Source organism: Kitasatospora sp. NPDC094028 (genome assembly GCF_049543595.1).
Lineage (GTDB): Bacteria > Actinomycetota > Actinomycetes > Streptomycetales > Streptomycetaceae > Kitasatospora.
Map to the genome: position 1 here is coordinate 527,362 of NZ_JBMVFA010000002.1, position 24,921 is coordinate 552,282.

Annotated in this window: 26 protein-coding genes, 1 tRNA gene and 1 pseudogene; 15 read left to right on the forward strand and 13 right to left on the reverse strand. The window is 74.5% G+C overall.

Annotated features, from left to right (window positions below):
- Nucleotides 1–410, forward strand: a pseudogene (locus ACPC54_RS05490) (DEAD/DEAH box helicase); the annotation flags it as partial.
- 191 nt (nucleotides 411–601) lie between these two features.
- Nucleotides 602–1,426, forward strand: a complete 825-nt coding sequence (locus ACPC54_RS05495; RefSeq protein ID WP_498961447.1) for a TIGR02452 family protein — start codon at nucleotides 602–604, stop codon at nucleotides 1,424–1,426.
- A 20-nt stretch (nucleotides 1,427–1,446) separates the two neighbouring features.
- On the opposite strand, the gene ACPC54_RS05500 is transcribed toward ACPC54_RS05495, so the two are convergent.
- Entirely contained in the window at nucleotides 1,447–1,782 is a 336-nt protein-coding gene (locus ACPC54_RS05500; RefSeq protein ID WP_498961449.1) for a hypothetical protein, read from the reverse strand.
- Nucleotides 1,783–1,880: 98 nt separating this feature from the next.
- Entirely contained in the window at nucleotides 1,881–2,975 is a 1,095-nt protein-coding gene (locus tag ACPC54_RS05505) for a hypothetical protein (RefSeq protein ID WP_498961451.1), read from the reverse strand.
- Nucleotides 2,976–3,213: 238 nt separating this feature from the next.
- Between ACPC54_RS05505 and ACPC54_RS05510 the strand changes: the two genes are divergently transcribed.
- Nucleotides 3,214–3,663 carry an RICIN domain-containing protein gene (locus tag ACPC54_RS05510; protein WP_498961453.1) on the forward strand — a complete coding sequence of 150 codons (450 nt, stop codon included), beginning with the start codon at nucleotides 3,214–3,216 and terminating at the stop codon, nucleotides 3,661–3,663.
- Between the two features lie 39 nt (nucleotides 3,664–3,702).
- On the opposite strand, the gene ACPC54_RS05515 is transcribed toward ACPC54_RS05510, so the two are convergent.
- Both ACPC54_RS05515 and ACPC54_RS05520 read right to left on the reverse strand, forming a co-directional pair.
- The gene (locus ACPC54_RS05515) at nucleotides 3,703–4,395 is read right to left on the reverse strand and encodes a tyrosine-protein phosphatase (protein ID WP_498961455.1); all 693 of its coding nucleotides are present in this window, start codon (nucleotides 4,393–4,395) and stop codon (nucleotides 3,703–3,705) included.
- A gap of 129 nt (nucleotides 4,396–4,524) precedes the next feature.
- A complete protein-coding gene (locus ACPC54_RS05520; RefSeq protein ID WP_498961457.1) occupies nucleotides 4,525–4,908 on the reverse strand; it encodes an SDR family NAD(P)-dependent oxidoreductase in 384 nt (127 codons plus the stop codon).
- Between the two features lie 125 nt (nucleotides 4,909–5,033).
- Between ACPC54_RS05520 and ACPC54_RS05525 the strand changes: the two genes are divergently transcribed.
- Nucleotides 5,034–5,762, forward strand: coding sequence for a nucleotidyltransferase domain-containing protein (locus tag ACPC54_RS05525; RefSeq protein ID WP_498961459.1), 729 nt, complete (start codon nucleotides 5,034–5,036; stop codon nucleotides 5,760–5,762).
- Nucleotides 5,763–5,870: 108 nt separating this feature from the next.
- A tRNA-Lys gene (locus ACPC54_RS05530) sits at nucleotides 5,871–5,943 on the forward strand.
- Here the strand turns inward: ACPC54_RS05530 and ACPC54_RS05535 are convergent.
- Nucleotides 5,918–6,703, reverse strand: coding sequence for a winged helix-turn-helix transcriptional regulator (locus ACPC54_RS05535; protein ID WP_498961461.1), 786 nt, complete (start codon nucleotides 6,701–6,703; stop codon nucleotides 5,918–5,920). The two genes, ACPC54_RS05530 and ACPC54_RS05535, sit on opposite strands and share 26 nt — an antisense overlap.
- Between ACPC54_RS05535 and ACPC54_RS05540 the strand changes: the two genes are divergently transcribed.
- From ACPC54_RS05540 to ACPC54_RS05570, 7 genes are all read left to right on the forward strand, one after another.
- Nucleotides 6,702–8,447 carry an LCP family protein gene (locus ACPC54_RS05540; protein ID WP_498961463.1) on the forward strand — a complete coding sequence of 582 codons (1,746 nt, stop codon included), beginning with the start codon at nucleotides 6,702–6,704 and terminating at the stop codon, nucleotides 8,445–8,447. The genes ACPC54_RS05535 and ACPC54_RS05540 overlap by 2 nt on opposite strands.
- A gap of 185 nt (nucleotides 8,448–8,632) precedes the next feature.
- Nucleotides 8,633–9,433: a VOC family protein gene (locus tag ACPC54_RS05545; RefSeq protein WP_498961465.1), complete on the forward strand. Its 801-nt coding sequence runs from the start codon at nucleotides 8,633–8,635 to the stop codon at nucleotides 9,431–9,433.
- A gap of 109 nt (nucleotides 9,434–9,542) precedes the next feature.
- Nucleotides 9,543–10,298 carry an HAD family hydrolase gene (locus ACPC54_RS05550; protein WP_498961467.1) on the forward strand — a complete coding sequence of 252 codons (756 nt, stop codon included), beginning with the start codon at nucleotides 9,543–9,545 and terminating at the stop codon, nucleotides 10,296–10,298.
- A complete protein-coding gene (locus tag ACPC54_RS05555) occupies nucleotides 10,295–12,700 on the forward strand; it encodes a glycoside hydrolase family 65 protein (RefSeq protein WP_498961469.1) in 2,406 nt (801 codons plus the stop codon). The genes ACPC54_RS05550 and ACPC54_RS05555 overlap by 4 nt, the downstream gene beginning before the upstream one ends.
- A gap of 135 nt (nucleotides 12,701–12,835) precedes the next feature.
- Nucleotides 12,836–14,548: a pyruvate dehydrogenase gene (locus ACPC54_RS05560; RefSeq protein WP_498961567.1), complete on the forward strand. Its 1,713-nt coding sequence runs from the start codon at nucleotides 12,836–12,838 to the stop codon at nucleotides 14,546–14,548.
- A 131-nt stretch (nucleotides 14,549–14,679) separates the two neighbouring features.
- Complete coding sequence (locus ACPC54_RS05565) at nucleotides 14,680–15,315, forward strand: helix-turn-helix domain-containing protein (RefSeq protein WP_498961471.1); 636 nt, start codon at nucleotides 14,680–14,682, stop codon at nucleotides 15,313–15,315.
- A gap of 32 nt (nucleotides 15,316–15,347) precedes the next feature.
- Complete coding sequence (locus ACPC54_RS05570) at nucleotides 15,348–15,533, forward strand: DUF6126 family protein (protein WP_498961473.1); 186 nt, start codon at nucleotides 15,348–15,350, stop codon at nucleotides 15,531–15,533.
- Nucleotides 15,534–15,551: 18 nt separating this feature from the next.
- Here ACPC54_RS05570 and pdxR read toward each other — a convergent pair whose 3' ends face one another.
- Both pdxR and ACPC54_RS05580 read right to left on the reverse strand, forming a co-directional pair.
- Nucleotides 15,552–17,081 (reverse strand): MocR-like pyridoxine biosynthesis transcription factor PdxR, encoded by a 1,530-nt coding sequence (gene pdxR, locus ACPC54_RS05575; RefSeq protein WP_498961475.1) that lies wholly within the window; start codon nucleotides 17,079–17,081, stop codon nucleotides 15,552–15,554.
- Between the two features lie 24 nt (nucleotides 17,082–17,105).
- Nucleotides 17,106–17,555: a carboxymuconolactone decarboxylase family protein gene (locus tag ACPC54_RS05580; protein ID WP_498961569.1), complete on the reverse strand. Its 450-nt coding sequence runs from the start codon at nucleotides 17,553–17,555 to the stop codon at nucleotides 17,106–17,108.
- Between the two features lie 122 nt (nucleotides 17,556–17,677).
- Here ACPC54_RS05580 and sigJ point away from each other — a divergent pair, with 122 nt between their 5' ends.
- Nucleotides 17,678–18,562 carry an RNA polymerase sigma factor SigJ gene (sigJ, locus tag ACPC54_RS05585; RefSeq protein WP_498961477.1) on the forward strand — a complete coding sequence of 295 codons (885 nt, stop codon included), beginning with the start codon at nucleotides 17,678–17,680 and terminating at the stop codon, nucleotides 18,560–18,562.
- 95 nt (nucleotides 18,563–18,657) lie between these two features.
- Here the strand turns inward: sigJ and ACPC54_RS05590 are convergent, their stop codons facing one another.
- The 3 genes from ACPC54_RS05590 to ACPC54_RS05600 form a co-directional block, all read right to left on the reverse strand.
- A complete protein-coding gene (locus tag ACPC54_RS05590) occupies nucleotides 18,658–19,578 on the reverse strand; it encodes an undecaprenyl-diphosphate phosphatase (RefSeq protein WP_498961479.1) in 921 nt (306 codons plus the stop codon).
- 98 nt (nucleotides 19,579–19,676) lie between these two features.
- Entirely contained in the window at nucleotides 19,677–19,910 is a 234-nt protein-coding gene (locus ACPC54_RS05595; RefSeq protein ID WP_498961481.1) for a hypothetical protein, read from the reverse strand.
- A gap of 96 nt (nucleotides 19,911–20,006) precedes the next feature.
- On the reverse strand, nucleotides 20,007–20,789 hold the full coding sequence (locus ACPC54_RS05600) for an NRDE family protein (protein ID WP_498961483.1): 783 nt from the start codon (nucleotides 20,787–20,789) through the stop codon (nucleotides 20,007–20,009).
- A gap of 129 nt (nucleotides 20,790–20,918) precedes the next feature.
- Here ACPC54_RS05600 and ACPC54_RS05605 point away from each other — a divergent pair, with 129 nt between their 5' ends.
- Entirely contained in the window at nucleotides 20,919–21,419 is a 501-nt protein-coding gene (locus tag ACPC54_RS05605; RefSeq protein ID WP_498961485.1) for a carboxymuconolactone decarboxylase family protein, read from the forward strand.
- 11 nt (nucleotides 21,420–21,430) lie between these two features.
- A complete protein-coding gene (locus ACPC54_RS05610; RefSeq protein WP_498961487.1) occupies nucleotides 21,431–22,240 on the forward strand; it encodes an isocitrate lyase/PEP mutase family protein in 810 nt (269 codons plus the stop codon).
- 74 nt (nucleotides 22,241–22,314) lie between these two features.
- Here ACPC54_RS05610 and ACPC54_RS05615 read toward each other — a convergent pair whose 3' ends face one another.
- From ACPC54_RS05615 to ACPC54_RS05625, 3 genes are all read right to left on the reverse strand, one after another.
- Nucleotides 22,315–22,578: a hypothetical protein gene (locus ACPC54_RS05615; RefSeq protein WP_498961489.1), complete on the reverse strand. Its 264-nt coding sequence runs from the start codon at nucleotides 22,576–22,578 to the stop codon at nucleotides 22,315–22,317.
- A 235-nt stretch (nucleotides 22,579–22,813) separates the two neighbouring features.
- Complete coding sequence (locus ACPC54_RS05620) at nucleotides 22,814–24,295, reverse strand: cytochrome P450 (protein ID WP_498961491.1); 1,482 nt, start codon at nucleotides 24,293–24,295, stop codon at nucleotides 22,814–22,816.
- A complete protein-coding gene (locus ACPC54_RS05625) occupies nucleotides 24,292–24,921 on the reverse strand; it encodes a GTP-binding protein (protein ID WP_498961571.1) in 630 nt (209 codons plus the stop codon). Before ACPC54_RS05625 ends, ACPC54_RS05620 begins: the two co-directional genes overlap by 4 nt.

A 24,921-nucleotide genomic window follows, 5' to 3' on the forward strand; every position in this document is an offset into this window, starting at 1 on the left:
ACCGCGGTGGTTTCCAGGGCCGTGACCGTGACGACCGCCGTTCGGGTGGTTTCGGTGGCCGTGGCGGCGACGACCGTCGCTCGGGTGGTTTCGACCGTGACCGCGGTGGTTTCCAGGGCCGTGACCGCGACGACCGCCGCTCCGGTGGCTTCGGCGAGCGCTCGTTCGGCGACCGCCCGGCCCGCTCCTTCGGCGACCGCCCGTCCTTCGGCCGTGACCGCGACGAGCGCGGCGGCAACAGCCGTCCGTTCGCCCGCCGCGACGACCACCGCTCCGGCGGCCGCCCGCAGGGCAACGGCTTCGGCCGCGACGACCGCGGCACCCGCTCCGGCGGCTTCGGCGGCGGCCGTGACCGTGACGACCGCGGCGGCTTCAACCGCGAGGACCGCAAGCCGCGTTGGAAGAACTGACGCGGTACGGCCGGTAGTCCTCGACCGCCGGCCGCACTGAACACACGAAGGGCCCGCTCCGTCCCCCGGAGCGGGCCCTTCGCGTTCCCCCGATACCCCCCGACACCTCCGGCAAGCCCCCCCGAGGTGTTGTTCTGGAAGTGAGAATAACCTGTGGCGCGCGTCGGCGGTAGTCCCGTAGCGTCACCGGCATGAGCAGCAGACTGCACGACGTGGCACGCGTGAACGAGGAGATCGCCGAGCGGGGGAGCTACCGGACGGCCGGGGGCGAACTCGTGCGGGTGGGGAAGGAACTGACGGCGGCGAAGGCCGGCACGGTGTCGTACGCGCCGGAGGCGCTGGACGCGCTGCTGGCCGCCGGGGCGCCGGGGCCGGGCCCGGCCGGCGGGCGGATCGAGGTGACGGCCGAGGGCAGCGTCGAGGCCGCCGGGCGGCTGGTCGCGGCCGGGGCCGGGCCGGTCGGGGTGCTGAACTTCGCCTCCGCGCGCAACCCCGGCGGCGGCTACCTGCGCGGTGCCCGCGCCCAGGAGGAGGACCTGTGCCGCAGCGCGCTGCTGTACTCCTGCCTGCTGGAGGCGCCGGACTACTACGAGGCGCACCGGGCCTCGGCCGACCTGCGGTACAGCCACCGGGTGATCGTCTCGCCGGGCGTCCCGGTGATCCGCGGCGGGCGCGGCGACCTGCTGGCCCGGCCGTACCCGGTCACCTTTCTGACCTCGCCCGCGCCCAACGCGGGCCAGCTGGAACGGCGTTCGTCTGGTACCGACGTGCGGGGCGTGCTCGCCGAGCGGGCCGAGCGGGTGCTGGCGGCCGCCGCCCGGCACGAGATCCGCGCGCTGGTGCTCGGCGCCTGGGGCTGCGGGGTGTTCCGCAACGACCCGGCGCAGGTCGCCGAGGCGTTCGAGGGCGCGCTGGCCCGCTACGGGGCGGCCTTCGAGCGGGTGGTGTTCGCGGTCTGGGACCGCTCGCCGGTCTCGGTGAACCGGGCCGCCTTCGAGGCGCGGTTCGGGAGCTGATCAGCTCCTGAGGGCGCCGGCTACCGCCGGCGGGCGCACAGCGCCGTCGCGGCGGTGGAGGCCACCGCGACCACGCCGGTGACGGCGAACACGGACGGCCAGGCGCCGATCCGCTTCGCCAGCGGGTGCGAGCCGCCGAAGGCCGCCACGTACAGGCCGGTCAGCGCCGCCGCGGCGCCCGTGCCCGCGGTGCGGCGCCACTGCGCGGCCGCCCCGGCGCCGGCCACCGCCAGCACCGCGCCGCCGAGTTCGCGTCGGCCGCTCCAGCGGGCGACGCCGTAGCCGCCGACCAGGCCGCTCGCCGCCGTCAGCGCGGCGGGCGCGGCGGACACCAGTACGTTCGGGACCTTCGCCATCGTCGGCTCCACTCGCTCGGGGGACGTCGGCAGGGGGACGTCGTCGGCTTCCGACCCTAACCCGGCTTACCGGCCCCGGCGCCGGGGCCTCCCGGGCGCTAGCCGAAGGCCGACGCCGTGGCCACGCCCGGCACCGTCCGGGCCAGCAGCGCGGCGGCTTCCGCCGGGTCGAGCACCCGCTCCAGCCGGAGGTCCCCCGGGAGTTCCTGGAGGAACCGCCCGGCCGTCCAGGTGCGCTCGTACGGCAGCGGCTCCAGCACCAGGGTGCGGACGCCGTCCAGCGGCGGGACGTCGGCGGGCGTCCCCTCGTTCCAGAGCCAGGAGCCGTCCGGCGCGACCAGGTTGAACGCGCCGGTGGCGATCAGCCGGCGGCCGTCCACGAACGCGGTGCGGGCCAGCGCGACCACCTCCGGGTCCTGCGGGGCGCCGGGCAGGTGGCCTCCGCCGATCAGCACGTCGGCGAGCAGGGTGTGCAGCTGGAAGGTGTCGCTCAGGCCGCTCATCCGCAGCAGGTAGCCGGTGCCGGTCGGGCGGTCGAGGACGAGCAGCGGCTCGTCGTCGAGCACCTGGGCCAGGTGGGTCAGGCCCCGGAAGTCGTGCTGCTCGCCGGTGTACCGGCCGATCAGCTCCAGCAGGACGTCCGTCACGCCCGAGACGCGGGCCTCGGCGCGGACCGGCGGGTGCGCGTACACCGCCCAGGCGGCCTGCTGCCACAGGTGCAGCGTCCACCAGCCGACCACCGCCAGGTGCGCGTGCCACTCGTCGAGCCGGGCCGGGTCCTCGATCCGCTCGTGCGCCCCGGCCGGATCGTCCTCCTCCGGGTCGGGCAGCGGGCCGCCGCCGGTCTCCGCCCAGCGCTCGACCAGCCGCTGCGCGCCGGTCAGCGCCCCGCGCAGGCCGGCCAGGACGGGGCCCGCGCAGGCGAGCGGATCGGCGCCCTGCTCGACGCAGGCGCCGACCATCATGGCCAGGTGGGCGCGGGGGAACGGCGGGGCGTCCGGCAGCAGCGCCGCCAGCCTCGGCCCGGCCGCGTGCAGTTCGGCCGGCCCGGCCCCGCCGAACAGCCCGCCGACCGGCCCCAGGAACCGGCCGACGTGCTCGTCGTGCCCGGCCGCGACCACCGCCTCCAACTCGGCCACCGCGTCGAGGAGGGTGGGCTGCTGATGGTGCGAAGGCATCTGATCGGTAGACATTCGCCGCAGCATAGGTGGCGGGCCAGTGCACCGAACTCCGCGGTCCTGCAGATGACCCTCCGTGATGGTGCGCCTACGCCGCTCCGGGGGGATGGGCATCCCCCCGCAGCGGCCTACCGCCGGACTGGCGGAAAGTCAGGTCCGTGGAGCTGATGCAGGACCGATGAGCGGGCACACCGGGCCCACGAGGCGGCATGCTGCGGGGCGGCCTGTCGGACCCCGGTGGGAGACTGCGACCGTGACCAACCCCGCGATCACCGATGGCCGCTACCTGATCCGCAACGTCGGCACCGGCCTGCTGCTGGAGGTCGCCGACGCCTCCAGGCGCAGCGGCGCCAGGATCCGCGTCGGCTCCGACGACGGCTCCGACGCCCAGCTGTGGCGGCTCGCCGCCGTCCACCCGGGCGGCGCGCTCTTCCACATCGAGAACGCCGCCAGCGGCAAGCGCCTCGACGTGACCGGGGCCGCCACCGAGGACGGCGTGCCGATCCAGCAGTGGTCGGCGAACGCCTTCGGCGCCCAGGAGTGGCTGCTCGAAGCCCACGTCGACGCCCCGGGCACCTACACCGTCACCAGCTTCATCAGCGGCAAGCCGCTGACCGCCGCCGAACCGCCCGAGGGTGCGGTCCAGCAGTGGGAGGACGTCGACTCGCCCGCGCAGTGGTGGCGGTTCGAGCGGCGGGACTGAGTGCGCGCAGGTCCGGCCGGGTCAGGCCCGGTGGGCCGGTCAGGACAGGTTGGCGCGCAGGGCGGCGAGCTCGTCCTCGGTGACGCCGTGCGCCGCCAGGAAGGCGGGGACGTCGCCGTGGCGGGTGCGGATGGTGCCGAGCGCGGACGCCAGGTGCTCGGCGCCGACCGGTCGGGAGACGCGCTCGGTGCCGGTCTCGTCGACGTACGGGACGGGGCCCTTGTCCAGGCCGAGGCCGAGGTTGGAGCGCAGGAAGTCCGCGGTGATCTCGTCCTCGTCCGCGCCGAGCAGTGACTGCAGGACGGCGACGGTCAGGCCGGTGCGGTCCTTGCCGACCGCGCAGTGCACGACGGCCGGGCCGGTGGCCGGGTCGGCGAGCAGGCGGACGACGGCGGCTATCGAGGGGCCGCCGGTCTCGGCCATGAACGGGTAGAGGGTGGCCTGGTCCTCGGGCCAGGGCTGGTCGACGTCCTCGCGGTTGGCCGGCAGGGTCGGCAGGCTGACGGATTCGAGGTCGAGCCCGTGCCGCTGGTCCGGCCAGACCTCCAGCTCGAACGGGCTGCGCAGGTCGATCACGGTGCGCAGGCCGAGGGCCTTGAGGCGGCGGGCGCCTTCCTCGGTGAGGGTGTGGAAGGAACCGGAGCGGAACAGCACGCCCCGGCGGAGGCTGCCGATCCCGCCCGCGTCACGGAAGTTGCGCACACCGGGGATCTCGATGAAGGCGTCGGTCATGTGCCCCACCGTACGGGCGGTGCGGGCCCGGGGGAAGGAAACCGGAGGAGGCCGTCCGGCGTCGGCCGGTTTCCTCCCGTCCGCGTGCTCCGTCGTGCGCGGGCGCCCGCGCAGCGCCCGCCGGAGACGTCAAGGAACGCACAGGAACGGGCCGGTGATGTTCGCGGCCCAGATCCGGTTCAGCCGGTCCTCGTCCAGGTCCTCCAGCCGGCACTGCTTCTCCAGCGTGCCCACGTTGTTCACCAGGCCGGTGAGCAGACCGAGTTCGGTGTCCACGGCGGCGAACAGCCGCTCCACCTCGGCAGTGCGGGTGACGTCGGCGCGGACGGCGACGGCGGTGCCGCCCTCGGCGCGGATGGCGTCCACGACGGCCGTGGCCGAGGCCTCGTCCGTCCGGTAGTTGACGCAGACCCGGTAGCCGCGCCGGGCGGCCAGCAGGGCGGTGGCGGCGCCGATGCCGCGGCCGCCGCCGGTGACGAGCAGGACCTCTTCGGGATCGTTGGTGGTCGACATGTTCCGTACGCTACACGTCAGTTCGATCATCCGGCGGGAGCGTGCGGCCGGAATTCGGTGGCCCGCGGCAGCGCCCGCCGGAGAGGATGCGGTGCCCGGCCGACCCGCCCGAGAGGAGCCGACCCTTGCCCACGTCCGCGCCCGTGCCCACGTCCGTGCCCGTCGGTGCCGGTGCCCCCGGGACCGTCCTGCTCTCCGGCATCGTCGGCTCCACCGCCTACGGCTTCGCGCACGCCGGCTCCGACGTCGACCGGCTGGGCCTGTTCGCCGCCCCCACCGAGGAGTTGCACGGCCTGGACCGCCCCGCCGAGTCGTACGTGACCACCACGCCCGACCTCACCCTGCACGAGGCCGCCAAGTGGTGCCGGCTGGCGCTGAGCTGCAACCCGACCGCCTCCGAACTCGTCTGGCTGCCCGACGACCTGTACGAGATCCGCACCCCGCTCGGCGCCGAACTCGTCGCGATCCGCTCGACCTTCCTCAGCGCCCCGGCCGTCCGCAAGGCCTACCTCGGCTACGCCGACCAGCAGTTCCGCAAACTGCTCACCCGCGACACCGCCGAGCCGGCCGCCCGCCGCCGGGCCGCCAAGCACGCCCGCCACCTCGTCCGGCTGACCGAACAGGCCGTCCGCCTGCACGAGACCGGCCGGCACCTGATCCGCCTGCCCGACCCCGAACGCGTCCGCGAACTCGGCGAACGCATCGCCGACCGACCGGACTCCGCCGCGCCCCTGCTCGCCGCGGCCGCCGAACGCCTCTCCCGCCCGGGCGTCCTCCCCGACACCCCCGACCGGCGCCCCGCCGAGGCCTGGCTCCGGCGCGTCCGCGCGGCCCACTACCGGCCGTCCGCGTGAGCGCCCCGCGGCCCGCCACGCCCGCCCAATCCACTGGCGGAGCCCCACCCCCCAACGGGTAGGATCGCGGTGGCCCTCCCCGCCCGGCACGCCGGGTCCGAGAGCCGCGGGCCACTAGCTCAATTGGCAGAGCTGCGGACTTTTAATCCGTAGGTTCAGGGTTCGAGCCCCTGGTGGCCCACCGCGCGCGGGTGTTTCCGAGTCGGGCGTCCTCCTTCGGGGAGGGCGCCCTTCGTCATGTCCGGGGCAGGCGGGCGGGCCGGATCCTGCGGGAACCGGTCGGTGTTCCGGTCCACCCAGCCGCGCAGGTGCGCGAGCGGGACGCAGGCGTCCGTGCCCAGGTCGGTGAGGCTGTACTCGACCCGGGGCGGGACCTCGGCGCAGACCTCGCGGTGGACCAGGCTGTGATCCTCCAGCCGGCGCAGGCTCTGGGTGAGGACCTTGGGGCTCACGCTCTGGCGGCGGGTGCGCAGTTCGCCGAAGCGCCGCCGACGTCCGGGGCGCCCGGGCGCCCGCAGTGGGGTTCGGCCGCCCGGCCCGTTCGAGCCAAGTCCACTGAAAGAAGGGCGAGTTGATGAACTCCGCCACGGGCGGGGCGATGCCCGCCGTCGCCTACCGGACGAGCCTGCCGATCGAGCACCCCGAGAGCCTGGTCGAGGTCGAGATGGACCGCGGCGCGCCGGTCGGCGGCCGAAGTGGCGTGGGTCACGCCGGAATCCACCGTTTTCGACGGTTCTGCCGAGGGCTCCCGGGCGTGCCGCCGGGGCTGCTGGTGGACCGGAGGTTCGTGATCGCAACAGCCCTAAATATGATCGGAAGCCACGCTCGTCGTTTTGTCTCGACGTTCGTATGTGCAACCTGGAGCCGATCGGGTCGGTCTCCTGTGTGCGGTGCGCCAGTTCGTCCGGGGCGTCGCTTCCGTCGGTGAAAGGTACGCGCATGTCAGGACAGTGGGGCGAGGGCCCGGATCGGGACGAGGACGCCCCCGGCGCGGTCTCGACCACGGGGGGTTCGGCCGTGCCGTCGCCGCGCGCCGGTGGTCGGGCCGAGGCCCGGCGGGCGGCCCAGGGCAAGGGCGGCAGAGGCGGCGAGGACGCCAAGGACGGCGCGGGCCAGGGCGGCGGACGGGCGGCGGCCCGGCGCGGCGGCAAGCCGAAGCGGAACGTCAAGAAGATCGTCGCCTGGTCGGCGGCCGGTGTGCTGGTGCTGATCGCGGGCGCGGGCGGCGCGATCTACCTGAAGCTGAACGCCAACATCAAGTCCTTCGACGCCGACGCGATAGCGACCGACCGCCCGCCGGAGGCCAAGGCCGACGCGGACGGCAACAAGCCGGTCAACATCCTGCTGATCGGCTCGGACAGCCGCGGCAAGAACAACGCCGACCTCGGCGGCGGCGAGGACGGCGGCGCCCGCTCGGACACCACGATCCTGCTGCACGTCTACGCCGACCACAAGCACGCCGTGGGCATCTCGATCCCGCGCAACGCGTGGGTCCAGATCCCGTCCTGCAAGCTGCCGAACGGCAAGTGGACCAAGGGCGGCGGCAGCGACCTGTTCAACGCGGCCTTCTCGATGGGCGGCAGCGACGACGGCAACCCGGCCTGCACCCAGAACACGGTGGAGAAGATCACCGGCATCCGGGTGGACCACACCATGGTGGTCGACTTCAACGGCTTCGCCTCGATGACCAAGGCCGTGGGCGGCGTGGACATCTGCCTGCCGAAGCCGATCTACGAGGGCGACATCAACCCCAACCTGCACAAGAAGGGCGACCTGGTCCTCCCGCAGGGCAAGCAGACCGTCGAGGGGCAGAAGGCGCTCGACTACGTGCGGCTGCGGCACGGCATCGGCGACGGCTCGGACATCGGCCGGATGAAGCGCCAGCAGGCCTTCCTGAGCTCGCTCGCCACCAAGATCAAGAAGGAGGGGCTGAGCCCCACCAACCTGCTGCCGCTGGCCGACGCCGCCACCAAGTCGCTGACCGTCGACCCGGGGCTGGACTCCGCGGACAAGCTGATCTCCTTCGGCCTGTCGCTGAAGAACCTCGACATGCACGACCTCAAGTTCGTCACCGCTCCCTGGCGCTACCGCACCCAGGACGCCAACATCGACCTGGTCCAGCCGGACGCCAACAGGCTCTGGGACATCCTCAAGGCCGACCAGACCATCGACGGCCAGAACGCCACCGGCCAGCAGCCGGACGCCCCCGGCACCCAGAGCACCCCGGCCGCGCCCACCACCCCGGCCGCGCCGGCCGGGGACGCCGCCAACGCCACGATCAAGGTCTCGGTCTACAACGGCACCACCAACAACGGCCTGGCCGGCAAGGGCACCGAGCTGCTGAAGGGCGCCAAGTTCAACGCCGTCACGGCCGGCCAGGGGTCCAGCACCAAGGTCAAGACCACGACCGTCGAGTACGGCTCCGGGCAGAAGGCGAACGCCGAGAAGGTCGCCGCGCTGTTCCCGGGGGCCAGCATCGAGCCCGGCAGCGGGCGCGGCGTGTCGGTGATCGTCGGCCAGGACTTCGCGGCCGCCAACGGCGTGGGCGGCGCGGCCTCCGGCACCCCGGGCGCCGCCCCGGGCAGTCCGACCGCCCCGCAGCCGCTGCCCACCACCCTCACCAACGACGCCCGCTCGGCGGACGACGACATCTGCGCCAACACCTCGTACGGCAGCGGCGGCTGAGCGTCACCACCGGACGGGGCCACGGCGCTCGGGTCGCCCGCCAGGGCGCCGTCCGGTGGCGGGATCGCGGCGGCGGGCCGATGGTGGGCGGTGTACCGCCGTGCGCGTGCGGCCGTACCGGTCGGGCCGCGCGGCGCCCGCCCGACGACCCCAGCCGGCCACCACCGCCTCCGGGAGGCCCAGCAATGCCCGTAGTCACCGATCCGTACAAGCCCGGCACCCCGTGCTGGATCGACCTGATGGCGAGCGACCAGCAGGCCGCGCTCGACTTCTACCGTGACCTGTTCGGCTGGCAGGGCGAGGTCGGCCCGGCCGAGTTCGGCGGCTACGCCGTGTGCACGCTCAACGGCCGTCCGGTCGCCGGGATCATGACGCAGTCCGCGCCCGAGGGCCAGCCGCTGCCGCCGGTCGGCTGGACCACCTACCTCGCCTCGGACGACGCCGACGCGACCCAGCGGGCCGTCACCGACGCCGGCGGTACCGTCCTGTACGAGGCGATGGACGTCGGCACGATCGGCCGGATGCTGGTCGCCGCCGACCCGACCGGCGCGGTGTTCGGCGTCTGGCAGGCGATGGACTTCATCGGCGCCGGCGTGGTCAACGAGCCCGGCGCGCTGGTCTGGAACGAACTCAACACCTCCGACACCGACGCCGCCGGCCGCTTCTACCATCCGGCCCTCGGCCTGCGCCCGGCCACCATCCAGGGCATGGACGGCTACTACTCGCTCAACGTCGGCGACCGCACGGTCGGCGGCATGCAGGCGATCCCCGGCTACCTGGCCGGCGGCACCCCCTCGCACTGGATGGCGTACTTCTCGGTCGACGACGCCGACTCCACCGTGGACGCCCTGGTCAAGGCCGGCGGCTCGGTGATCCAGCCGCCGTTCGACATGCAGTCCGGCCGGATGGCCGTCGTGCGGGACCCGCAGGGCGCCGTCTTCGCCGTCATCCAGGCCCCCGAGGCGCAACTGCCGGACTCGCCCTGACGAACGACGGGTGACCAGAGGCGAACGGAAGCCGCCCTTCCCGCGACGCGCCGCCGGGAAATGGGCGGCTTCCCCCTCATCCCCGGCCGCGCCGGGCAATACTGCACCCATGCTGGGGCTACCGGACGACATCCGCGCTTTCCTCTTCGACCTCGACGGGGTGCTCACCCAGACCGCGAAGGTGCATGCCGCGGCCTGGAAGGACACCTTCGACACCTTCCTGCGCGCCGAAGCCGCCCGCACCGGCGGCCCGTTCGTCCCCTTCGACGCCGTCACGGAGTACGACACCTACGTGGACGGCCGGCCGCGACTGGACGGCACCCGGGCGTTCCTGCACAGCCGGGGCATCGACCTGCCCGAGGGCACGCCGGACGACCCGCCGGACGCCCGCACCGTGCAGGGCATCAGCCGGGCGAAGAACGACACCGTGCTGCGGCTCATCCACGACCGGGGCGTCCAGCCGTACGCCGGCTCGGTCGCCTACGTGCGCCGGCTGGACGCGCTCGGACTGCCCCGCGCGGTGGTCTCCTCCAGCGCCAACTGCCGGGACGTGCTGCGCGCCGCGGGCCTCCTGGAGCTGTTCCCGGTGATCGTCGACGGCGTGGTCGCCGCCCGCGAGCGGCTGCCCGGCAAACCGGCCCCCGACACCTACCTGTACGCGGCCCGCGCCCTCGGCGTCGAACCCGCGCACGCCGCCGTCTTCGAGGACGCGCTCGCCGGCGTCGCCTCCGGCCGGGCCGGCGGCTTCGGCGCCGTGGTCGGCGTCGACCGCACCGGCCAGGCCGCCGAACTGCGCCGCGACGGCGCCACCGTGGTCGTCGACGACCTCGCCGACCTGCTGTCCGGAGCGGAGGGCCCGCGATGACCGCGTCCGACAACTTCGCCGTCGACCCCTGGCAGATCGCCGAACACGGCCTGGACCTCGCCTCGTTGGCCCGCGCCGAGTCCGTCTTCGCGCTCTCCAACGGGCACATCGGCCTGCGCGCCAACCTCGACGAGGGCGAGCCGCACGGCCTGCCCGGCACCTACCTCAACGGCGTCTTCGAGCTGCGCCCGCTGCCGTACGGCGAGGGCGGCTACGGCTACCCGGAGTCCAGCCAGAGCGTCATCAACGTCACCAACGGCAAGATCATCCGGCTGCTGGTCGACGACGAGCCCTTCGACCTGCGCTACGGCGAACTCCTCAGCCACAAGCGCTGGTTGGACTTCCGCGAAGGCCTGCTGCACCGGGAGGCCGAATGGACCTCCCCGGCCGGCCGGACCATCCGGGTCAGGTCCGCCCGACTGGTCTCGCTCACCCAGCGCGCCGTCGCCGCCGTCGAGTACAGCGTCGAGGCGGTCGACGGGCCGGTGCGGATCGTGCTGCAGTCCGAGCTCGTCGCCAACGAGCAGCTGCCCGGCGGCCCCGAGGGCGACCCGCGGGCCGCCGCCGTCCTGGAGGCCCCGCTGCAGGCCGAGGCGCACCACGCGAGCGGCGCGAAGGCCGTCCTGGTGCACCGCACCCGCTACAGCGGCATCCGGGTCGCGGCCGGGATGGACCACCTCATCGAGGGCCCCGACAAGCTCGACACCGTCGCCGAGGCCGAGTCCGACCACTGCCGGATCAGCGTCACCACCGTGCTCGAACCCGGTGAGCGGCTGCGGCTGGTCAAGTTCATCGCCTACGGCTGGTCCGGCACCCGCTCGCTGCCGGCCGTCCGCGACCAGGTCGAGGCCGCGCTCACCGCCGCCCGGTACACCGGCTGGGACGGCCTCGTCGCCGAACAGGCCGAGTACCTGGGGCAGTTCTGGGACACCAGCGACATCGAGATCGACGGCGACGTCGAACTCCAGCAGGCCGTCCGGTTCGCCGTCTTCCACGCCCTGCAGGCCGGCGCCCGCAGCGAGGAACGGGCCATCCCCGCCAAGGGGTTGACCGGCCCCGGCTACGACGGGCACAGCTTCTGGGACACCGAGACCTTCGTCCTGCCGGTGCTCACCTACTGCCTGCCCGGCGCCGTCAACCAGGCCCTGCGCTGGCGGCACACCACCCTCCCGCTCGCCCGCGAGCGGGCGGCCCAACTCGGCCTGGCCGGCGCGGTGTTCCCCTGGCGGACGATCCGCGGCGAGGAGTGCTCCGGGTACTGGCCGGCCGGCACCGCCGCCTTCCACATCGGCGCCGACATCGCCGCCGCCGTGGTCCGCTACGTCCGGGCCACCGGGGACGTCGAGTTCGAGCGCGAGTACGGGCTCGAACTCCTCGTCGAGACCGCCCGGATGTGGCGCTCGCTCGGCCACCACGACGCCGCCGGGAAGTTCCGGATCGAAGGCGTCACCGGCCCCGACGAGTACAGCGCCGTCGCCGACAACAACGTCTACACCAACCTGATGGCGCAGACGAACCTGCGCGCCGCCGCCGACTCCGCCGTCCGCCACCCGCGCGAGGCCGCCGACCTCGGCGTCGACACCGAGGAGACCGCCGCCTGGCGCGACGCCGCCGCCGCGATGTACCTCCCGTACGACGCCGACCTCGGCGTCCACCCACAAGCCGACGGCTTCACCCACCACCAGGTCTGGGACTTCGACAACACCCCCGCCGAGAAGTACCCGCTGCTGCTGCACTACCCGTACTTCGACCTGTACCGCAAGCAGGTCGTCAAACAGGCCGACCTGGTCCTCGCCATGCAGGTCCGCGGCGACGCCTTCACCGACGAGCAGAAGGCCCGCAACTTCGCCTACTACGAGCGCCTCACCGTCCGCGACTCCTCCCTCTCCGCCTGCACCCAGGCCGTCATCGCCGCCGAGGTCGGCCAGCTCGACCTCGCCTACGACTACACGGCGGAGGCGGCGCTGATGGACCTGCACGACCTCGGCGGCAACACCCGCGACGGCCTGCACATGGCCTCGCTCGCCGGGGCCTGCATCGCCCTCGTCGCCGGCTTCGGCGGGCTGCGCGACCACAGCGAGACGCTGTCCTTCCGGCCCCGGCTGCCTCCCGGGCTGATGAAGCTCAGCTTCTCGCTGATGGTCCGCGGGCACCTGCTCGGCGTCCGGATCACCCACGACGGGACGACGTACGCGCTGCGCCGCGGCGACGTGCTGCACCTGCGGCACGACGGCGAGGCCGTGCAGGTCAAGGCCGGCTCCCCGGTCACCCTGCCCACCACGGCCCCGCCCGCCCAGGAGCGCTGCGTCCAGCCCCCGGGCCGCGAACCCGCCCGCCGGCAGCCGCAGGCGGGCCTGGCCATCGGCAAGCTCGGGCAGCAGGACCACCTGGCGGCGGAGTAGTCCACCTGTTCGGGCCCGTTCCGGGTGCGGAGCGGGCCCGGGCGCCGGAGGGTTCAGGTGTCCGGTGGCAACCGGCGCCCGGCCGTACCCGGCGCCCGGCGAAGGAGCTGTTCCGTGGCGAGCGTGGCCGAACAGATGGTGGAGGTGCTCCGGCAGGCCGGGGTGGAGCGGGTGTACGGCGTCGTCGGCGACAGCCTGAACCCCGTCGTCGACGCGATCCGCCGGGCGGACGGCATCGGCTGGGTGCACGTGCGCAACGAGGAGGCCGGCGCCTTCGCGGCCGCCGCCGAGGCCGAGCTGAGCGGCCGCCTCGCCGTCTGCGCCGGTTCCTGCGGCCCGGGCAACACCCACCTGATCCAGGGCCTGTACGACGCCCAGCGCAGCGGCCTGCCCGTGCTGGCGCTCGCCTCGCACATCCCGTCCGGCCAGATCGGCACCGGCTTCTTCCAGGAGACCCACCCCGAGCGGGTGTTCACCGACTGCAGCAACTGGTGCGAGATGCTGTCCACCCCCGCCCAGCTGCCCCGGCTGCTGCGCGTCGCGATCCAGCACGCGCTGGGCTCGCACGGCGTCTCGGTGCTGGCCCTCCCCGGGGACGTCGCCGCGCGGCCCGCCGCCGGGCCGACCGGCAGCAGCCACTTCCTCACCGAGCAGGCCGTCGCCGCGCCGCCGTGGTCCCAGGTGCAGGAGCTGGCCCGGCTGCTGAACGCGGCCCGCAAGGTGGCGCTGTTCTGCGGCGCGGGAGTCCGTGGCGCGCACACCGAGGTGATGGCGGCCGCGCAGACGCTGAACGCGCCGGTCGGGCACTCGCTGCGCGGCAAGGAGTGGATCCAGTTCGACAACCCGTACGACGTCGGCATGAGCGGCCTGCTCGGCTACGGCGCCTGCCACGAGGCGCTGCACGAGGCGGACCTGGTGCTGCTGCTCGGCACCGACTTCCCGTACGACTCGTTCCTGCCGCAGGCCCGCACGGTGCAGGTCGACCACGACGCCACCCGGCTGGGCCGCCGCACCGCGTTGGAACTGGCCGTGCACGGGGACGTCGCCGCGACCCTGCGGGCCGTGCTGCCGCTGCTGGACGCCAAGCGGGACCGCTCCTTCCTGGACGGGATGCTGCGCAAGCACTGCCGGGCGCTGGAGGACGTGGTCGGCGCGTACACCCGGGGCATCGACAAGCACCTGCCGATCCACCCCGAGTACGTCGCGGCGGTGCTGGACGAGGTCGCCGCCGAGGACGCGGTGTTTACCGTGGACACCGGCATGAACAACGTCTGGGCCGCCCGCTACCTGACGCCGAACGGCCGGCGCCGGGTGATCGGCTCCTTCCTGCACGGCTCGATGGCGAACGCCCTGCCGCATGCGATCGGCGCCCAACTCGCCTGCCCCGGGCGGCAGGTGATCGCGATGGCGGGCGACGGCGGGATCGGCATGCTGCTCGGCGAACTGCTCACCGCGGTCAAGCACCGGCTGCCGGTGAAGACGGTGGTGTTCAACAACGGCGCGCTCGGCATGATCAAGCTGGAGATGCTGGTCTCCGGCTACCCGGAGTACGAGATCGACAACGGCGACGTGGACTACGCGGGCATCGCCCGGGCGATGGGCATCCCCGCCAAGCGGGTCACCGAGCCGGAGCGGGTCCGGGAGGTGCTGACGGAGGCGCTGGAGCGGCCGGGGCCCGCGCTGGTCGACGTGGTCACCGACCCCAACGCGCTCTCCATCCCGCCGCGGATCACCGCCGCCCAGCTGAAGGGCTTCGCGCTGGCGGCGGGGAGGACGGTGCTGAACGGCGGGGTGGGCCGGATGGTCGACCTGGCCCGCAGCAACCTGCGCAACATCCCGCGGCCGTGAGTGCGCTTCTTCGTGAGCGCGCCCGTGAGCGTGCCCGTACCCGCCCCGGGCCCTTCATGAGCGGATCAAACCTGGTTTGCCCCTGAGGCAAATTTCTTGCCTCTGCGGCAGGGCGGGTGTCCACTGGTCACATGACCAGCAGCCCCACCGGCGCGGACGCCGCCGGCGACCGGATCGACGACCAGGAGGTCGTCGGCCTCGCCGCCCGCCTGCGCGAGCACCGGCTCAGCAGCCGCCTCACCCTGGAGGTCGCGGCCGCCCGGGTCGGTCTCTCCCCAGCCTATCTGTCCCGGCTGGAGACCGGCCGCCGGCAGCCCTCGCTGCCCGTCCTGCTCGGCCTCGCCCGCGCCTACGGCACCTCCGTCTCCGGACTGCTCGGCGAGACCGCGGCCGAGCCCGACCCGGTGGTCCGCGGCGGCGCCATCGAGCCCGGCCGGGCCGGCGGCTGGGGCTACCGGCGGGCCGGCGCCCCCGGCCGCGCCATGCAGGCGCTGCGGGTGCAGGTGCCGCCGGGCGTGCAGGACGCGGTGGTCCGGGTGCACCCCGGCGAGGAGTGGCTGTACGTGCTGAGCGGCACGCTGCGGGTCACCCTCGGCGACCGCGTCCACCAGCTGGGCCCCGGCGACTCCGCCCACTACGACTCGCTCACCCCGCACTGCATCGCGGCCGAGTCCGAGGACGGGGTCGAACTGCTCTTCGTCCACACCCTGCTGCAGAGCCCGGGCGGCGACCTCTGCCTGGGCGGCGGGCCCGCAGCGATCCACTGACCGTCCGTCAGAACCCTTCGGAGGAGATCACCATGGCCGATCCCACCACCACCAACCCGGCGCTCGCCCCCGACACCGCCGCCGGTCCGAAGACCATGGACGCCGGCAAGTGGGCCAACAAGCGGATCTACCTCCGCCTGGTGATCTACACCGTCGGCTGCCACGCCTTCGCCGGCTTCATCATCCTCCTGTTCCAGCTGGGCAACCGCAACAAGTAGCCGCGCCGGCAGGCGGGTTCAGCGCTCGCGCAGCAGCTCGCAGAGCGCCGCCAGGGCCGCCGGGAAGGCGTGCTCGGGCGGGGTGGCGTAGCCGATCACCAGGGCCGGGCCGGCCGCGTCCGGGCCGACCGCCGGCCCGTCGTCGGACTCGGACCCGGACTCGGGCCCGGACCCGGACCCGGACCCGGACTCGGGCCCGGTATCCGGCCCGGCATCCGGTTCGGCGCGGTGCCAGCTCAGCCCGCTCAACGAGATCCCGGCGGCCTCGGCGCGGGCCAGCAGCTCGGCCTCCGAGCCCGCGCCGGGCGGCAGTTGGACCACGGCGTGCAGCCCGGCGGCGATGCCCGTCACCTCGACGTGCGGGGCGTGCTCGGCCAGCGCGGCGACCAGCCGGTCCCGCCGGCGCCGGTAGTGCAGGCGGCAGCGCCGCACGTGCCGGTCGTACGTCCCGGAGGTGATCAGCTCCGCCAGGGTCAGCTGGTCGAGCACCGGGGACATGGTGTCGGCCCGGGACTTCAGCCGGGCGACCGGTTCCACCAGGTCGTCCGGCAGGGCCAGCCAGGCCAGCCGCAGGCCCGGCGCGAGGCTCTTGGCGGCCGTCCCGGCGTACACCACCCGCTCCGGGTCGAGCGCCTGCATCGCGCCGAGCGGCTGCCGGTCGAAGCGGAACTCGCCGTCGTAGTCGTCCTCGACGACGTAGCCGTCCCGCTCGCGGGCCCAGCGCACCGCCGCCGCCCGGCGCTCGGCGGACAGCACCGCGCCGGTCGGGTACTGGTGGGCGGGGGTGAGCAGGACGGCGCCGCTGTGCTCGTCCAGCCGGTCCACCCGGGCGCCGTCGCCGTCCAGCGGCAGCGGCCGGATCGCCAGCCCGGCCGCCCGGGCGACGGCGTGCTGCGGCGGCAGCCCGTACCGCTCGACGGCGAGCGCGCTCGTGCCTCGCTCGCGCAGCGCCGCGCACAGCAGGCCCAGGCCCTGGGAGACGCCGGTGCAGAGCAACAGGTGGTCCGGGTCGGTGCGCACGCCCCGGACCCGGGCCAGGTAGTGGGTCAGCGCCTCCCGCAGCTCGATCCGGCCGAGCGGGCTGCCGTAGCCGAACGCCTCGTGCGGGGCGGTGGCCAGTGCCCGGCGGGCGGCGGCCAGCCAGGCGGTGCGGGGGAACAGCGACAGGTCGGGGCGCCCGGACATCAGCTCGTGCCGGAAGGCCGGCCGGTGCGGCCCCGTCCGGGCGCCGCAGGTGCCGCGGGTGCCGCGGGGGCCGCGGGCCGGCACGGACCGCTGGGCGACGGTGGTGCCGGAGCCCTGCCGGGAGCTGAGCCAGCCCTCGGCGGTGAGCTGGCCGTACGCCTCGACCACGGTGTTGCGGGCGATCCCCAGGTCCTCGCCCAGCGCCCGGGAGGACGGCAGCCGGGTGCCGGCCGCGAGCCGGCCGTCCTGGACGGCCTCGCGCAGGGCGTCCTCCAAGGCGGCCCGCAGCCCGGCACCGGCCGCGCGCCGCTCGGTGAGGTCCAGGTGCAGGTCGCCGCCGAAGGAGGTCCAGGAGCCGTTCACCGGCCCATTGTCCCGCGTCGCGGCTCAGCTCCAGGTGGTGCCGGCCGGCTCCTCGATGGTGGTGTTGATCCGGTTGAAGAAGTTGGTCAGGCTGATCATCAGGATGATCGCGGAGAGCTGCTCCTCGCTGAAGTGGTCGGCGGCCGCGTCCCAGATCTCGTCCGGGACGGCCTTGCCGGAGCGGTCGGCGATCCGGGTGGCGGCCTCGGTCAGGGCGAGCGTGGCGCGCTCCTCGTCGCTGAAGAACGGCGCCTCCCGCCAGGCGACCAGTGCGTGCAGCTGGTCGTCGCTCACGCCGTGCTTCCTGGCGCTGTCCACGCCCCCGAACACGCAGGCGCTGCAGCCGTTGATCTGGCTGGCCCTCAGGTGGACCAGCTCCAGCAGCCGCGGGGCGACGCCGCCCTGGTACATCGACTTGTAGATGGTCTGGATGCCCTTCATCGCGTCCGGCAGGACGTACGCGGGGTTCTTCATGCGGGCGGTGGTGGTGCGGGTGGTGCCGGTGCTGCTGGTTTCGGCGGTGGTCACCGCTGGCTCCTCTTCGTCGGTTAGCGTCCGTCATCGGATCGACGGATGCCGACGCGAGGATGTGACAGGTGACCGGGAAAAGTTCTCTGGCCGACCGCTTCGAGGCGGAACGGCCCCAACTGCGGTCGGTGGCCTACCGGATGCTGGGCTCGGTCGCCGAGGCCGAGGACGCCGTCCAGGAGGCGTGGCTGCGGCTGGAGCGCAGCGACGTGGGCGAGGTGCGCAACCTCGGCGCCTGGCTGACCACCGTCGTCGGCCGGATCTGCCTGGACCAGTTGCGCTCCCGCACCGCCCGCAAGGAGGACCCGCTGCCCGAGGAGGACGGCCGGGTCCGGCTGCCCGATCCGGTGGTCGGCGGCCTGGCGGCGCTCGACCCGGAGCGGGAGATCCTGGTCGCCGACTCGGTCGGCCTCGCGCTGATGGTGGTGCTGGAGACGCTGTCCCCGGCCGAGCGGGTGGCCTTCGTGCTGCACGACCTGTTCGAGCTGCCCTTCGACGCGATCGCCGAGGTGCTCGGCCGCACCCCGGCCGCCACCCGCCAGCTGGCCAGCCGCGCCCGCCGCCGCGTCCAGGGCGCCACCCCGGCCGCCGACACCGACACCGTCCGCAAGCGCCGGGTGGTGGACGCCTTCCTGGCCGCCGCGCGCGGTGGGGACTTCGAGGCCCTGCTCACCGTCCTCGACCCGGACGTGGTGGCCCGCTCGGACGGCGGCACCCTGGTGCCCAGCGTCCTGCGCCGCGGCGCGGCCGAGGTCGCCTCCCAGGCGATCACCTTCGCCCGCTTCGCCGCCGAGGCCCGCCCGGTCCTGGTCAACGGCTCCCCTGGCGTCGTCTCCTACGCGGGTGGCCGCCTGCTCTCGGTGATGTCCTTCACCATCCACGACGGCCGCGTCACCGGCCTCGACATCCTCACCGACCCCACCCGCCTCGCCGCCCTCGGCCTGCCCGCCTGAACGCACCGCGGGCCGTCCGCGTCGAGGACGCGGACGGCCCGGTCAGGCCCGGCTCGGACCGGGAGGTACCCGGGTCAGAGCGAGAGGTAGACGGGTCAGAGCGAGAGGTAGACGGCGCTGCCGACGCCGGCCAGGAAGCAGTAGATCGCGAACGGGGTGAGGCTGCGGGTCTCGAAGTACTTGGTGAGGAACCGGACCGAGACGTAGCCGGCGACGAAGGCGGCGACGCTGCCGGCCGCGACGGGGCCGAGGACGTCGGAGTTCTCCGGCTTGAAGAGCTCGGGGACCTTCAGGGCCGAGGCGGCCAGGATGACCGGGGTGGCGAGCAGGAAGGAGAAGCGGGCGGCGTCCTCGTGGTGGAGGCCGCGCAGGATGCCGGCGCTCATCGTGACGCCGGAGCGGGAGACGCCGGGGAAGAGCGCGAGGATCTGGGCGGCGCCGATCCAGGCGCCCTGGCCGAAGCTGAGCCGGGTCAGCCGGGCGTCGGAGGCGACGGCCGGGTCGTCGATGCCCGGCTCGTCGACGGGGGCGGCGTGCCCGGCGCGGCGGCGGCCGGTGCCGCCGCGCTTGAGGCGCTCGGCGCCGAGCAGGACGAGCCCGTTGAGGGCGAGGAAGACGGCGGCCGGGACGGGCTTGCCGAGGGCGTGCCGCAGGGCCTTCTCCAGGACGAGCCCGGCGATGCCGACCGGGATGGTGGAGATGATCAGCAGCCACGCGAGCTTCTCGTCCCGGGTCCGCACCCGGCGGTGCCGGGCGGAGCTGACCAGGCCGCTGACCACCCGGACCCAGTCCCGCCAGAAGAACACCACCAGCGCGAGCGCGGTGGCCAGGTGCAGGGCGACCAGGGCGGCGAGGTAGGAGGAGCCGTCGGCGGTCATGTCGAGGTCCCGCTGGATCTTCCCGCCGAGCAGGGCCGGGAGCAGGATGCTGTGGCCGAGGCTGGAGACCGGGAAGAGTTCCGTCACACCCTGCAGCAGGCCGACGCCTATCGCTTCCGGGTAGGTCAGGGTGGACATCGCGCACCTTCGCTCGGAGTCTGCGGCCGGCCGATACCGGGGGCCTCCGCGAAGCTACTACCGACCTGTAGACGCCCGGCAGTGCGACGATCGGAAATTCACCGAGCGTACGGCTGCAGGACACCGAGGTCGAGGTGCCCGAGCAGCGCGGCGGCCAACGAGCCGAGCAGGGCCGCGGACGGCGCGGTCCGGTGCGCGGCGCCGCCGAGCAGCAGCAGGGCGGTCACCGCGAGCGGGAGGCCCAGCAGCGGCAGGGCCACCGTCAGGACGGCGGGCAGGGCGCGGGGCGTGCGGTCCGGTTCGGGTGAACGCGCTGGGCGGACGGGGTCCATCGTGGGCCTCCTACGGGTCGACGGACCCACCCTGCCGCCTGCCGTTGCGTCAGGTGCAAGTCCTTTTCCCGCGGCGGGGGTTCCGCACCCTGGGCGTCAGTCGAGCGCGACCCGCTGCCAGCCGGGCCCGTCCGGCAGCGGCGCGGCGGCGAAGTCGTAGCGCAGCAGCTCCGGCCCGAGGGCGAGCAGGGAGATGGCGGAGGAGCCCCAGAGCCGGCCGTCGCCGAAGTCGCGCCGCTGGACGAGCGCCGCGTCCGCGTCCAGCGCCAGCCCGTCGCCGGCGACGATGGGCAGCCAGTCGCCCCAGGCCTGTTCGGCCGTTCCCTCGGCGGTCGGCCGCGGCCGCGGGGTGGCGCCGAACCGGGCCCGGAAGTGCGCGGCGCGGGCGGCCATCAGGGCGCGCACCCGCTCCGAGGCGGTACGGCTGGCGGCCACACCCTCCAGCCCGTCGTTGACGACCACGCTGAGCCCGGTGGGCAGTTCGTGCTCCTCCGGCTCCCCGTGCCCGCCCCAGCTGGTGACCCGGGCGCCGTCCGGCCGGACCAGGACGAGGTGGAAGGGGTCGTACGGGGTGAGGTCGAGATGGCCGATGCCGTCGTGCCGGACGGCGGTGAGCGGCAGGGCGCCCCGGGAGAGCCGGGTGGCGGCCGGGGCGAGCGGCCCGAAGCCGTTCAACAGGCAGGCGGCGGTGCGCCGTTCGGGGTCGACGGCGAGCCAGGTGCCGCCGGCGGCGAGGTCGAGACCGCCGACCGGGCCGGGCCGGTCCGGCCAGTGGCGGCCGGGCGGCAGCCAGGGCCGGCCGAGGTACTCGTCCCGGACGGAGAGCAGCAGTACCGGTACCGCGGAGCCTGGTTCTATGCTGACGAACGCCGTGCACACGAGCTGGTTTCCCCCTGATCCGATCCTCCCGTCGATCCTCGCACGCACGTTCGCCGGCCGGAAGTGGCCCAAGGAAACGGGAGTCGATCACACCAGGACGACGGGCCATCGGTTTCCTAGGCTGGCCCCATGACGACGACCGACACCGCGACGACCGGGGCCGGGGCCGCCGACGCCCCGGTCCCCGCTCCCGCGCAGCGCCTCCCGATGCCGCAGCTGGCCCCCGAGTACTACCAGGCGATGATCGCCGTGGACCGCGCCTCCCGGAAGGGCCTGGACCCGACCCTCGCCGAGCTGGTCAAGGTGCACGCCTCGATGATCAACGGCTGCGCCTTCTGCATCGACATGCACGCCACCGACGCCCGCGCGCACGGCGAGCAGGACCACCGCCTGCTCTCCCTGCCGGCCTGGCGCGAGACCCCCTGGTTCACCGCCCGCGAGCGCGCCGCGCTGGCCCTCACCGAGTCCGTCACCCTGCTCACCCAGGGCCACGTGCCGGACGCCGTGTACGCCGAGGCCGCCGCGCGGTTCGACGAGGCCGAGCTGGCCCAGCTGATCGCGCTGATCGCCACCATCAACGCCTGGAACCGGATCGGCGTGGCCACCCGCCTCAGCCCGGCCGCGAAGTGAGACGGACGGACATGAACGACCAGCAGGAGAAGGCCCGGCTGCTCCGGGAACTGCACCGCCCGGGCGACCCGGTGGTGCTGGCGAACGTCTGGGACGCGGCGGGCGCCCGCCTGGTGGCGGCCGCCGGGGCGAAGGCGGTGGCCACGGCCAGCGCCGGCGTCTCCTGGTCGCTGGGCAGCGCGGACGGCGGCGGCGCCGACCGTGCGGAGGTGCTGGTCCGCACCGCCCAGGTGGTCCGGTCGGTCGCCCTGCCGGTCACCGCGGACATCGAGAGCGGCTTCGCCGACACCGCCGCCGGGGTCGGCGAGACGGTCGCCGCGCTGCTCGCCACCGGCGCGGTCGGGTTCAACCTGGAGGATGCCGCGTACCCGGCCGAGCAGGCCGCCGAGCGGATCGCCGCGGCCCGGGCGGCGGCGGACGCGGCCGGCGTCCCGGCCTACCTGAACGGCCGCACCGACGTGTTCCTGCGGGGGATCGGCGAGCCGGAGGGCCGGCTGGACGAGGCGGTCCGCCGGCTGAAGCTGTACCTCGACGCGGGCGCGGACGGCGTGTTCGTGCCGGGCGTGGACGATCCGGAGACGATCGCCGCGCTGGTCGCGGCCGTCCCCGCGCCGCTGAACGTGCTGGCCGGCCCCGGCTGCCTCCCGGTGGCCGAGCTGGCGCGGCTCGGCGTGGCCCGGATCAGCCTCGGCCCGGGCCTGGCGGAGGCGGCGTACGCGGCCGTACGCCGGGCCGCCGAGGAGGTGTACGGCAGCGGCACGTACACCGCCCTGGCGGACGGGCTGGGCTACCAGGAGCTGAACGACCTCTCGGCGGGCTGACCCGCCCCGCGGGTCGGGTCGGGGCCCGGGCGGCCGACCGTACGGGGGTCGGTCGGCCGCCGGGGCCGCGCCGGTCAGCCGATCTGCCCGCTGAGGCCCGGGTGGCTCATCTGGTTGGTGCCGACCGCCTCCACCTCGTCGGCGGTGTGGCTGACGACCGGGAGGTTGAGCTTGCCCGCGGTCTGCAGGGCGAGGTCGGCGGGGGAGAGGTTCATCCCGTCGGTGAGACCGCCGGTGGCGTCCGGGGAGACGGCGGTCTGGGAGGTGGCGGACGCCGCCGGGGCGGCGAGGGCGAGGCCCGCCATGGTGAGGGCGGCCAGGGTGGCGAGTTTCTTCATGCCCTGCCGAACGACCCGGGCCGCCCCGAGGTAACCGGGTGACCCGGACCGTCACCCACAGGGTCCGTACGCCGTTACTCACGAACGACCCGATCGGCTCGTTCGCCCTCCTCCGGCCTTCGGCCGGGGGACCGCATCGGCGCGGCCGTCCGGGGCTCCCGGAAGGTCGTCCACAGCCGCCGGTCCCGGCCGGCCCGGGGGCCGGCCGGCGGGTCCCGCAGCGCGGCGTGGTGGGTCACCGCCCGGACCACCACCCCGCCACGGAGCCCCACCAGGACGGCCGGCCCGGCGGCCCGGAGCCGGGCGTTCCCGCCGCGCCGGTCGCGTTCGGACGGGTCGAGTCGGGCCGGATCTCGCCGGGCCGCGGCGTCGTCGACGGCGGCGTCCAGGCGGGCCTCTCGGGGGCGGGCGGGCGGGGCGGGGTGAAGGCGCTGTAGAGCACCGGCAGGGCGGTCAGGGCCCGTGACCACGGGGACGGCCGCCAGGTCAGTTCGCCCGGCGGCACGGCGAGTTGGAGGTCCGGCAGGCGGTGCAGCAGGGTCTCCAGCGCGGTCTCGGCGATGATCCGCGCCGGGTGCTGGGCCGGGCAGACGTGCGGCCCCGCGCCCCAGGCGAGGTGCGCCCGGTTGCCGCCGAGCGAGCCCTGCGCTGCGGAGGCGAGGCCCTGGGCGGCCGGGTCGGCGTTGGCGGCGGCCAGGCCGAGCACCAGCATGTCGCCGGCCCGGACGTACCGGCCGCCGAGCACGGTGTCGGCGGTGGCCCAGCGGCCGGGGAAGTTCTGCGTCGGCGGGTCGCGCCACATCACCTCCTCCAGCGCGTCGGAGACGGTGAGCCGGCCGCCGGCCAGGGTGGTGCGGAAGCGGCGGTCGGTGAGCAGCAGCCGCAGCGTGTTGCCGATCCAGTTGATGGAGGTCTCGTTCCCGGCGATCATCATCACCACCAGGTGGTGCATGGCCTCCTCGTCGGTCAGCCCGGCCGGGTGGGCGAGCAGCCAGGAGGTGAGGTCGGCGCCGAGCCTGGCCCGGCGGCGGCGCACCAGGTCGAGCAGGATCGCCTGGAACTCGGTGCCGGCGCGCACCGACTGGGCGCCGCTGTCCACGAAGTGGCTGATCAGTTCGACGAGTCGGGGCCCGGCCCCGGAGGGCAGGCCGAGCAGCTGGGTGAATACCAGCAGCGGCAGCGGCCGGGCGTACCGGGTGATCAGGTCGGCGGTGCCGTCCGGCCCCCAGCCGTCGATCAGGCTGTTGGCGGCGGCCTCGGTGGTCTCGCGCAGCTGGTGGTGGTCGATCTGCGCGAGGGTGTCGGAGACGGCGGCGCGCAGCCGCTGGTGCTCGGCGCCGTCGACGTGGAGCAGGGTGGGCCGCCAGACGGTCATCGGCAGCAGCCGGGAGTCGGGGGCCAGCCGGCCCTCGGCGGGCACCCGCCAGTGCCGCGAGTCGCTGGAGAACAGGACGTCGTTGCGGGTGAGTTCGAGCAGTTCGGGGTAGCCGAGCACGAGCCACGCCTCGACGCCGGGCTCCAGCTCGATCGGCGCGACCGGGCCGTGGCGTTCGCGCATCCGGGCGTACAGGCCGTGCGGGTCCTCGGCGACGGCGGCGCCGTACAGCGCGGTCGGCGGGCCGTCGGTCGGCGTGGATCCGCCGGAGCCGTACGGGAGTTCGCCGCCGCCGGGGCCGATGGGGCAGCCGTTGCCGCCGAACGGGTCGGGCGCGCTCATCGGCCCAGTTCCAGCAGCGAGCTGCGGTGCAGGTGGTCCACGAAGTCGATCAGCAGGTCGTAGGACTGCCGGCGGTCGCGGGCGTCGCAGAACAGCAGCGGCACGTCGGGCAGCACGTCGAGCGCCGAACGCAGCTCCTCCTCCGGGTAACTGGGCGTTCCCGGGAAGGTGTTGACGGCGACGGCGAACGGGATGCGCTGCTCCTCCAGCCGGCCGAGGACGTCGAAGCTGTCGTTCAGCCGGCGCGGGTCGACCATCACGATGGCGCCGAGCGCGCCGCGCGAGAGGTCCTCCCACAGCGGCTGGAAGCGCTGCTGGCCGGGTGTGCCGAACAGGTACAGCGCCAGCCGGGAGTTGAGCGTGATCCGGCCGAAGTCCAGCGCCACCGTGGTGGTGGTCTTCCCGCCGAGCCCGGTGAGGTCGTCGACGCCGGTGCTGGCGGCGGTCATGTCCTCCTCGGTGCGCAGCGGGGTGATCTCGCTGAGCGAGCCGACCAGGGTGGTCTTGCCGACCCCGAACGGGCCGGTGACCAGGATCTTCACCGCGCCGCGCACCGAGTCGGGCAGGTACTGCGGCCAGTCGGCGGAGCCGGCCGCGGTGGGGGCCTCGGCGGTTCCGGGGGACAG

Bases quoted from the DNA above. Each gene is read 5' to 3' on its own strand.
- ACPC54_RS05555 (WP_498961469.1), top strand. From the start codon at position 10,295: ATGACCGCGTCCGACAACTTCGCCGTCGACCCCTGGCAGATCGCCGAA.
- ACPC54_RS05580 (WP_498961569.1), bottom strand. From the start codon at position 17,555: ATGAAGAACCCCGCGTACGTCCTGCCGGACGCGATGAAGGGCATCCAG.
- ACPC54_RS05535 (WP_498961461.1), bottom strand. From the start codon at position 6,703: ATGCGCGTACCTTTCACCGACGGAAGCGACGCCCCGGACGAACTGGCG.
- ACPC54_RS05540 (WP_498961463.1), top strand. From the start codon at position 6,702: ATGTCAGGACAGTGGGGCGAGGGCCCGGATCGGGACGAGGACGCCCCC.
- ACPC54_RS05520 (WP_498961457.1), bottom strand. From the start codon at position 4,908: ATGTCGACCACCAACGATCCCGAAGAGGTCCTGCTCGTCACCGGCGGC.
- ACPC54_RS05515 (WP_498961455.1), bottom strand. From the start codon at position 4,395: ATGACCGACGCCTTCATCGAGATCCCCGGTGTGCGCAACTTCCGTGAC.
- ACPC54_RS05505 (WP_498961451.1), bottom strand. From the start codon at position 2,975: ATGTCTACCGATCAGATGCCTTCGCACCATCAGCAGCCCACCCTCCTC.
- ACPC54_RS05495 (WP_498961447.1), top strand. From the start codon at position 602: ATGAGCAGCAGACTGCACGACGTGGCACGCGTGAACGAGGAGATCGCC.
- ACPC54_RS05500 (WP_498961449.1), bottom strand. From the start codon at position 1,782: ATGGCGAAGGTCCCGAACGTACTGGTGTCCGCCGCGCCCGCCGCGCTG.
- ACPC54_RS05595 (WP_498961481.1), bottom strand. From the start codon at position 19,910: ATGGACCCCGTCCGCCCAGCGCGTTCACCCGAACCGGACCGCACGCCC.
- ACPC54_RS05605 (WP_498961485.1), top strand. From the start codon at position 20,919: ATGACGACGACCGACACCGCGACGACCGGGGCCGGGGCCGCCGACGCC.
- ACPC54_RS05610 (WP_498961487.1), top strand. From the start codon at position 21,431: ATGAACGACCAGCAGGAGAAGGCCCGGCTGCTCCGGGAACTGCACCGC.
- ACPC54_RS05550 (WP_498961467.1), top strand. From the start codon at position 9,543: ATGCTGGGGCTACCGGACGACATCCGCGCTTTCCTCTTCGACCTCGAC.
- ACPC54_RS05590 (WP_498961479.1), bottom strand. From the start codon at position 19,578: ATGTCCACCCTGACCTACCCGGAAGCGATAGGCGTCGGCCTGCTGCAG.
- ACPC54_RS05620 (WP_498961491.1), bottom strand. From the start codon at position 24,295: ATGAGCGCGCCCGACCCGTTCGGCGGCAACGGCTGCCCCATCGGCCCC.
- ACPC54_RS05565 (WP_498961471.1), top strand. From the start codon at position 14,680: ATGACCAGCAGCCCCACCGGCGCGGACGCCGCCGGCGACCGGATCGAC.
- ACPC54_RS05545 (WP_498961465.1), top strand. From the start codon at position 8,633: ATGCCCGTAGTCACCGATCCGTACAAGCCCGGCACCCCGTGCTGGATC.
- ACPC54_RS05560 (WP_498961567.1), top strand. From the start codon at position 12,836: ATGGTGGAGGTGCTCCGGCAGGCCGGGGTGGAGCGGGTGTACGGCGTC.
- ACPC54_RS05615 (WP_498961489.1), bottom strand. From the start codon at position 22,578: ATGAAGAAACTCGCCACCCTGGCCGCCCTCACCATGGCGGGCCTCGCC.
- ACPC54_RS05570 (WP_498961473.1), top strand. From the start codon at position 15,348: ATGGCCGATCCCACCACCACCAACCCGGCGCTCGCCCCCGACACCGCC.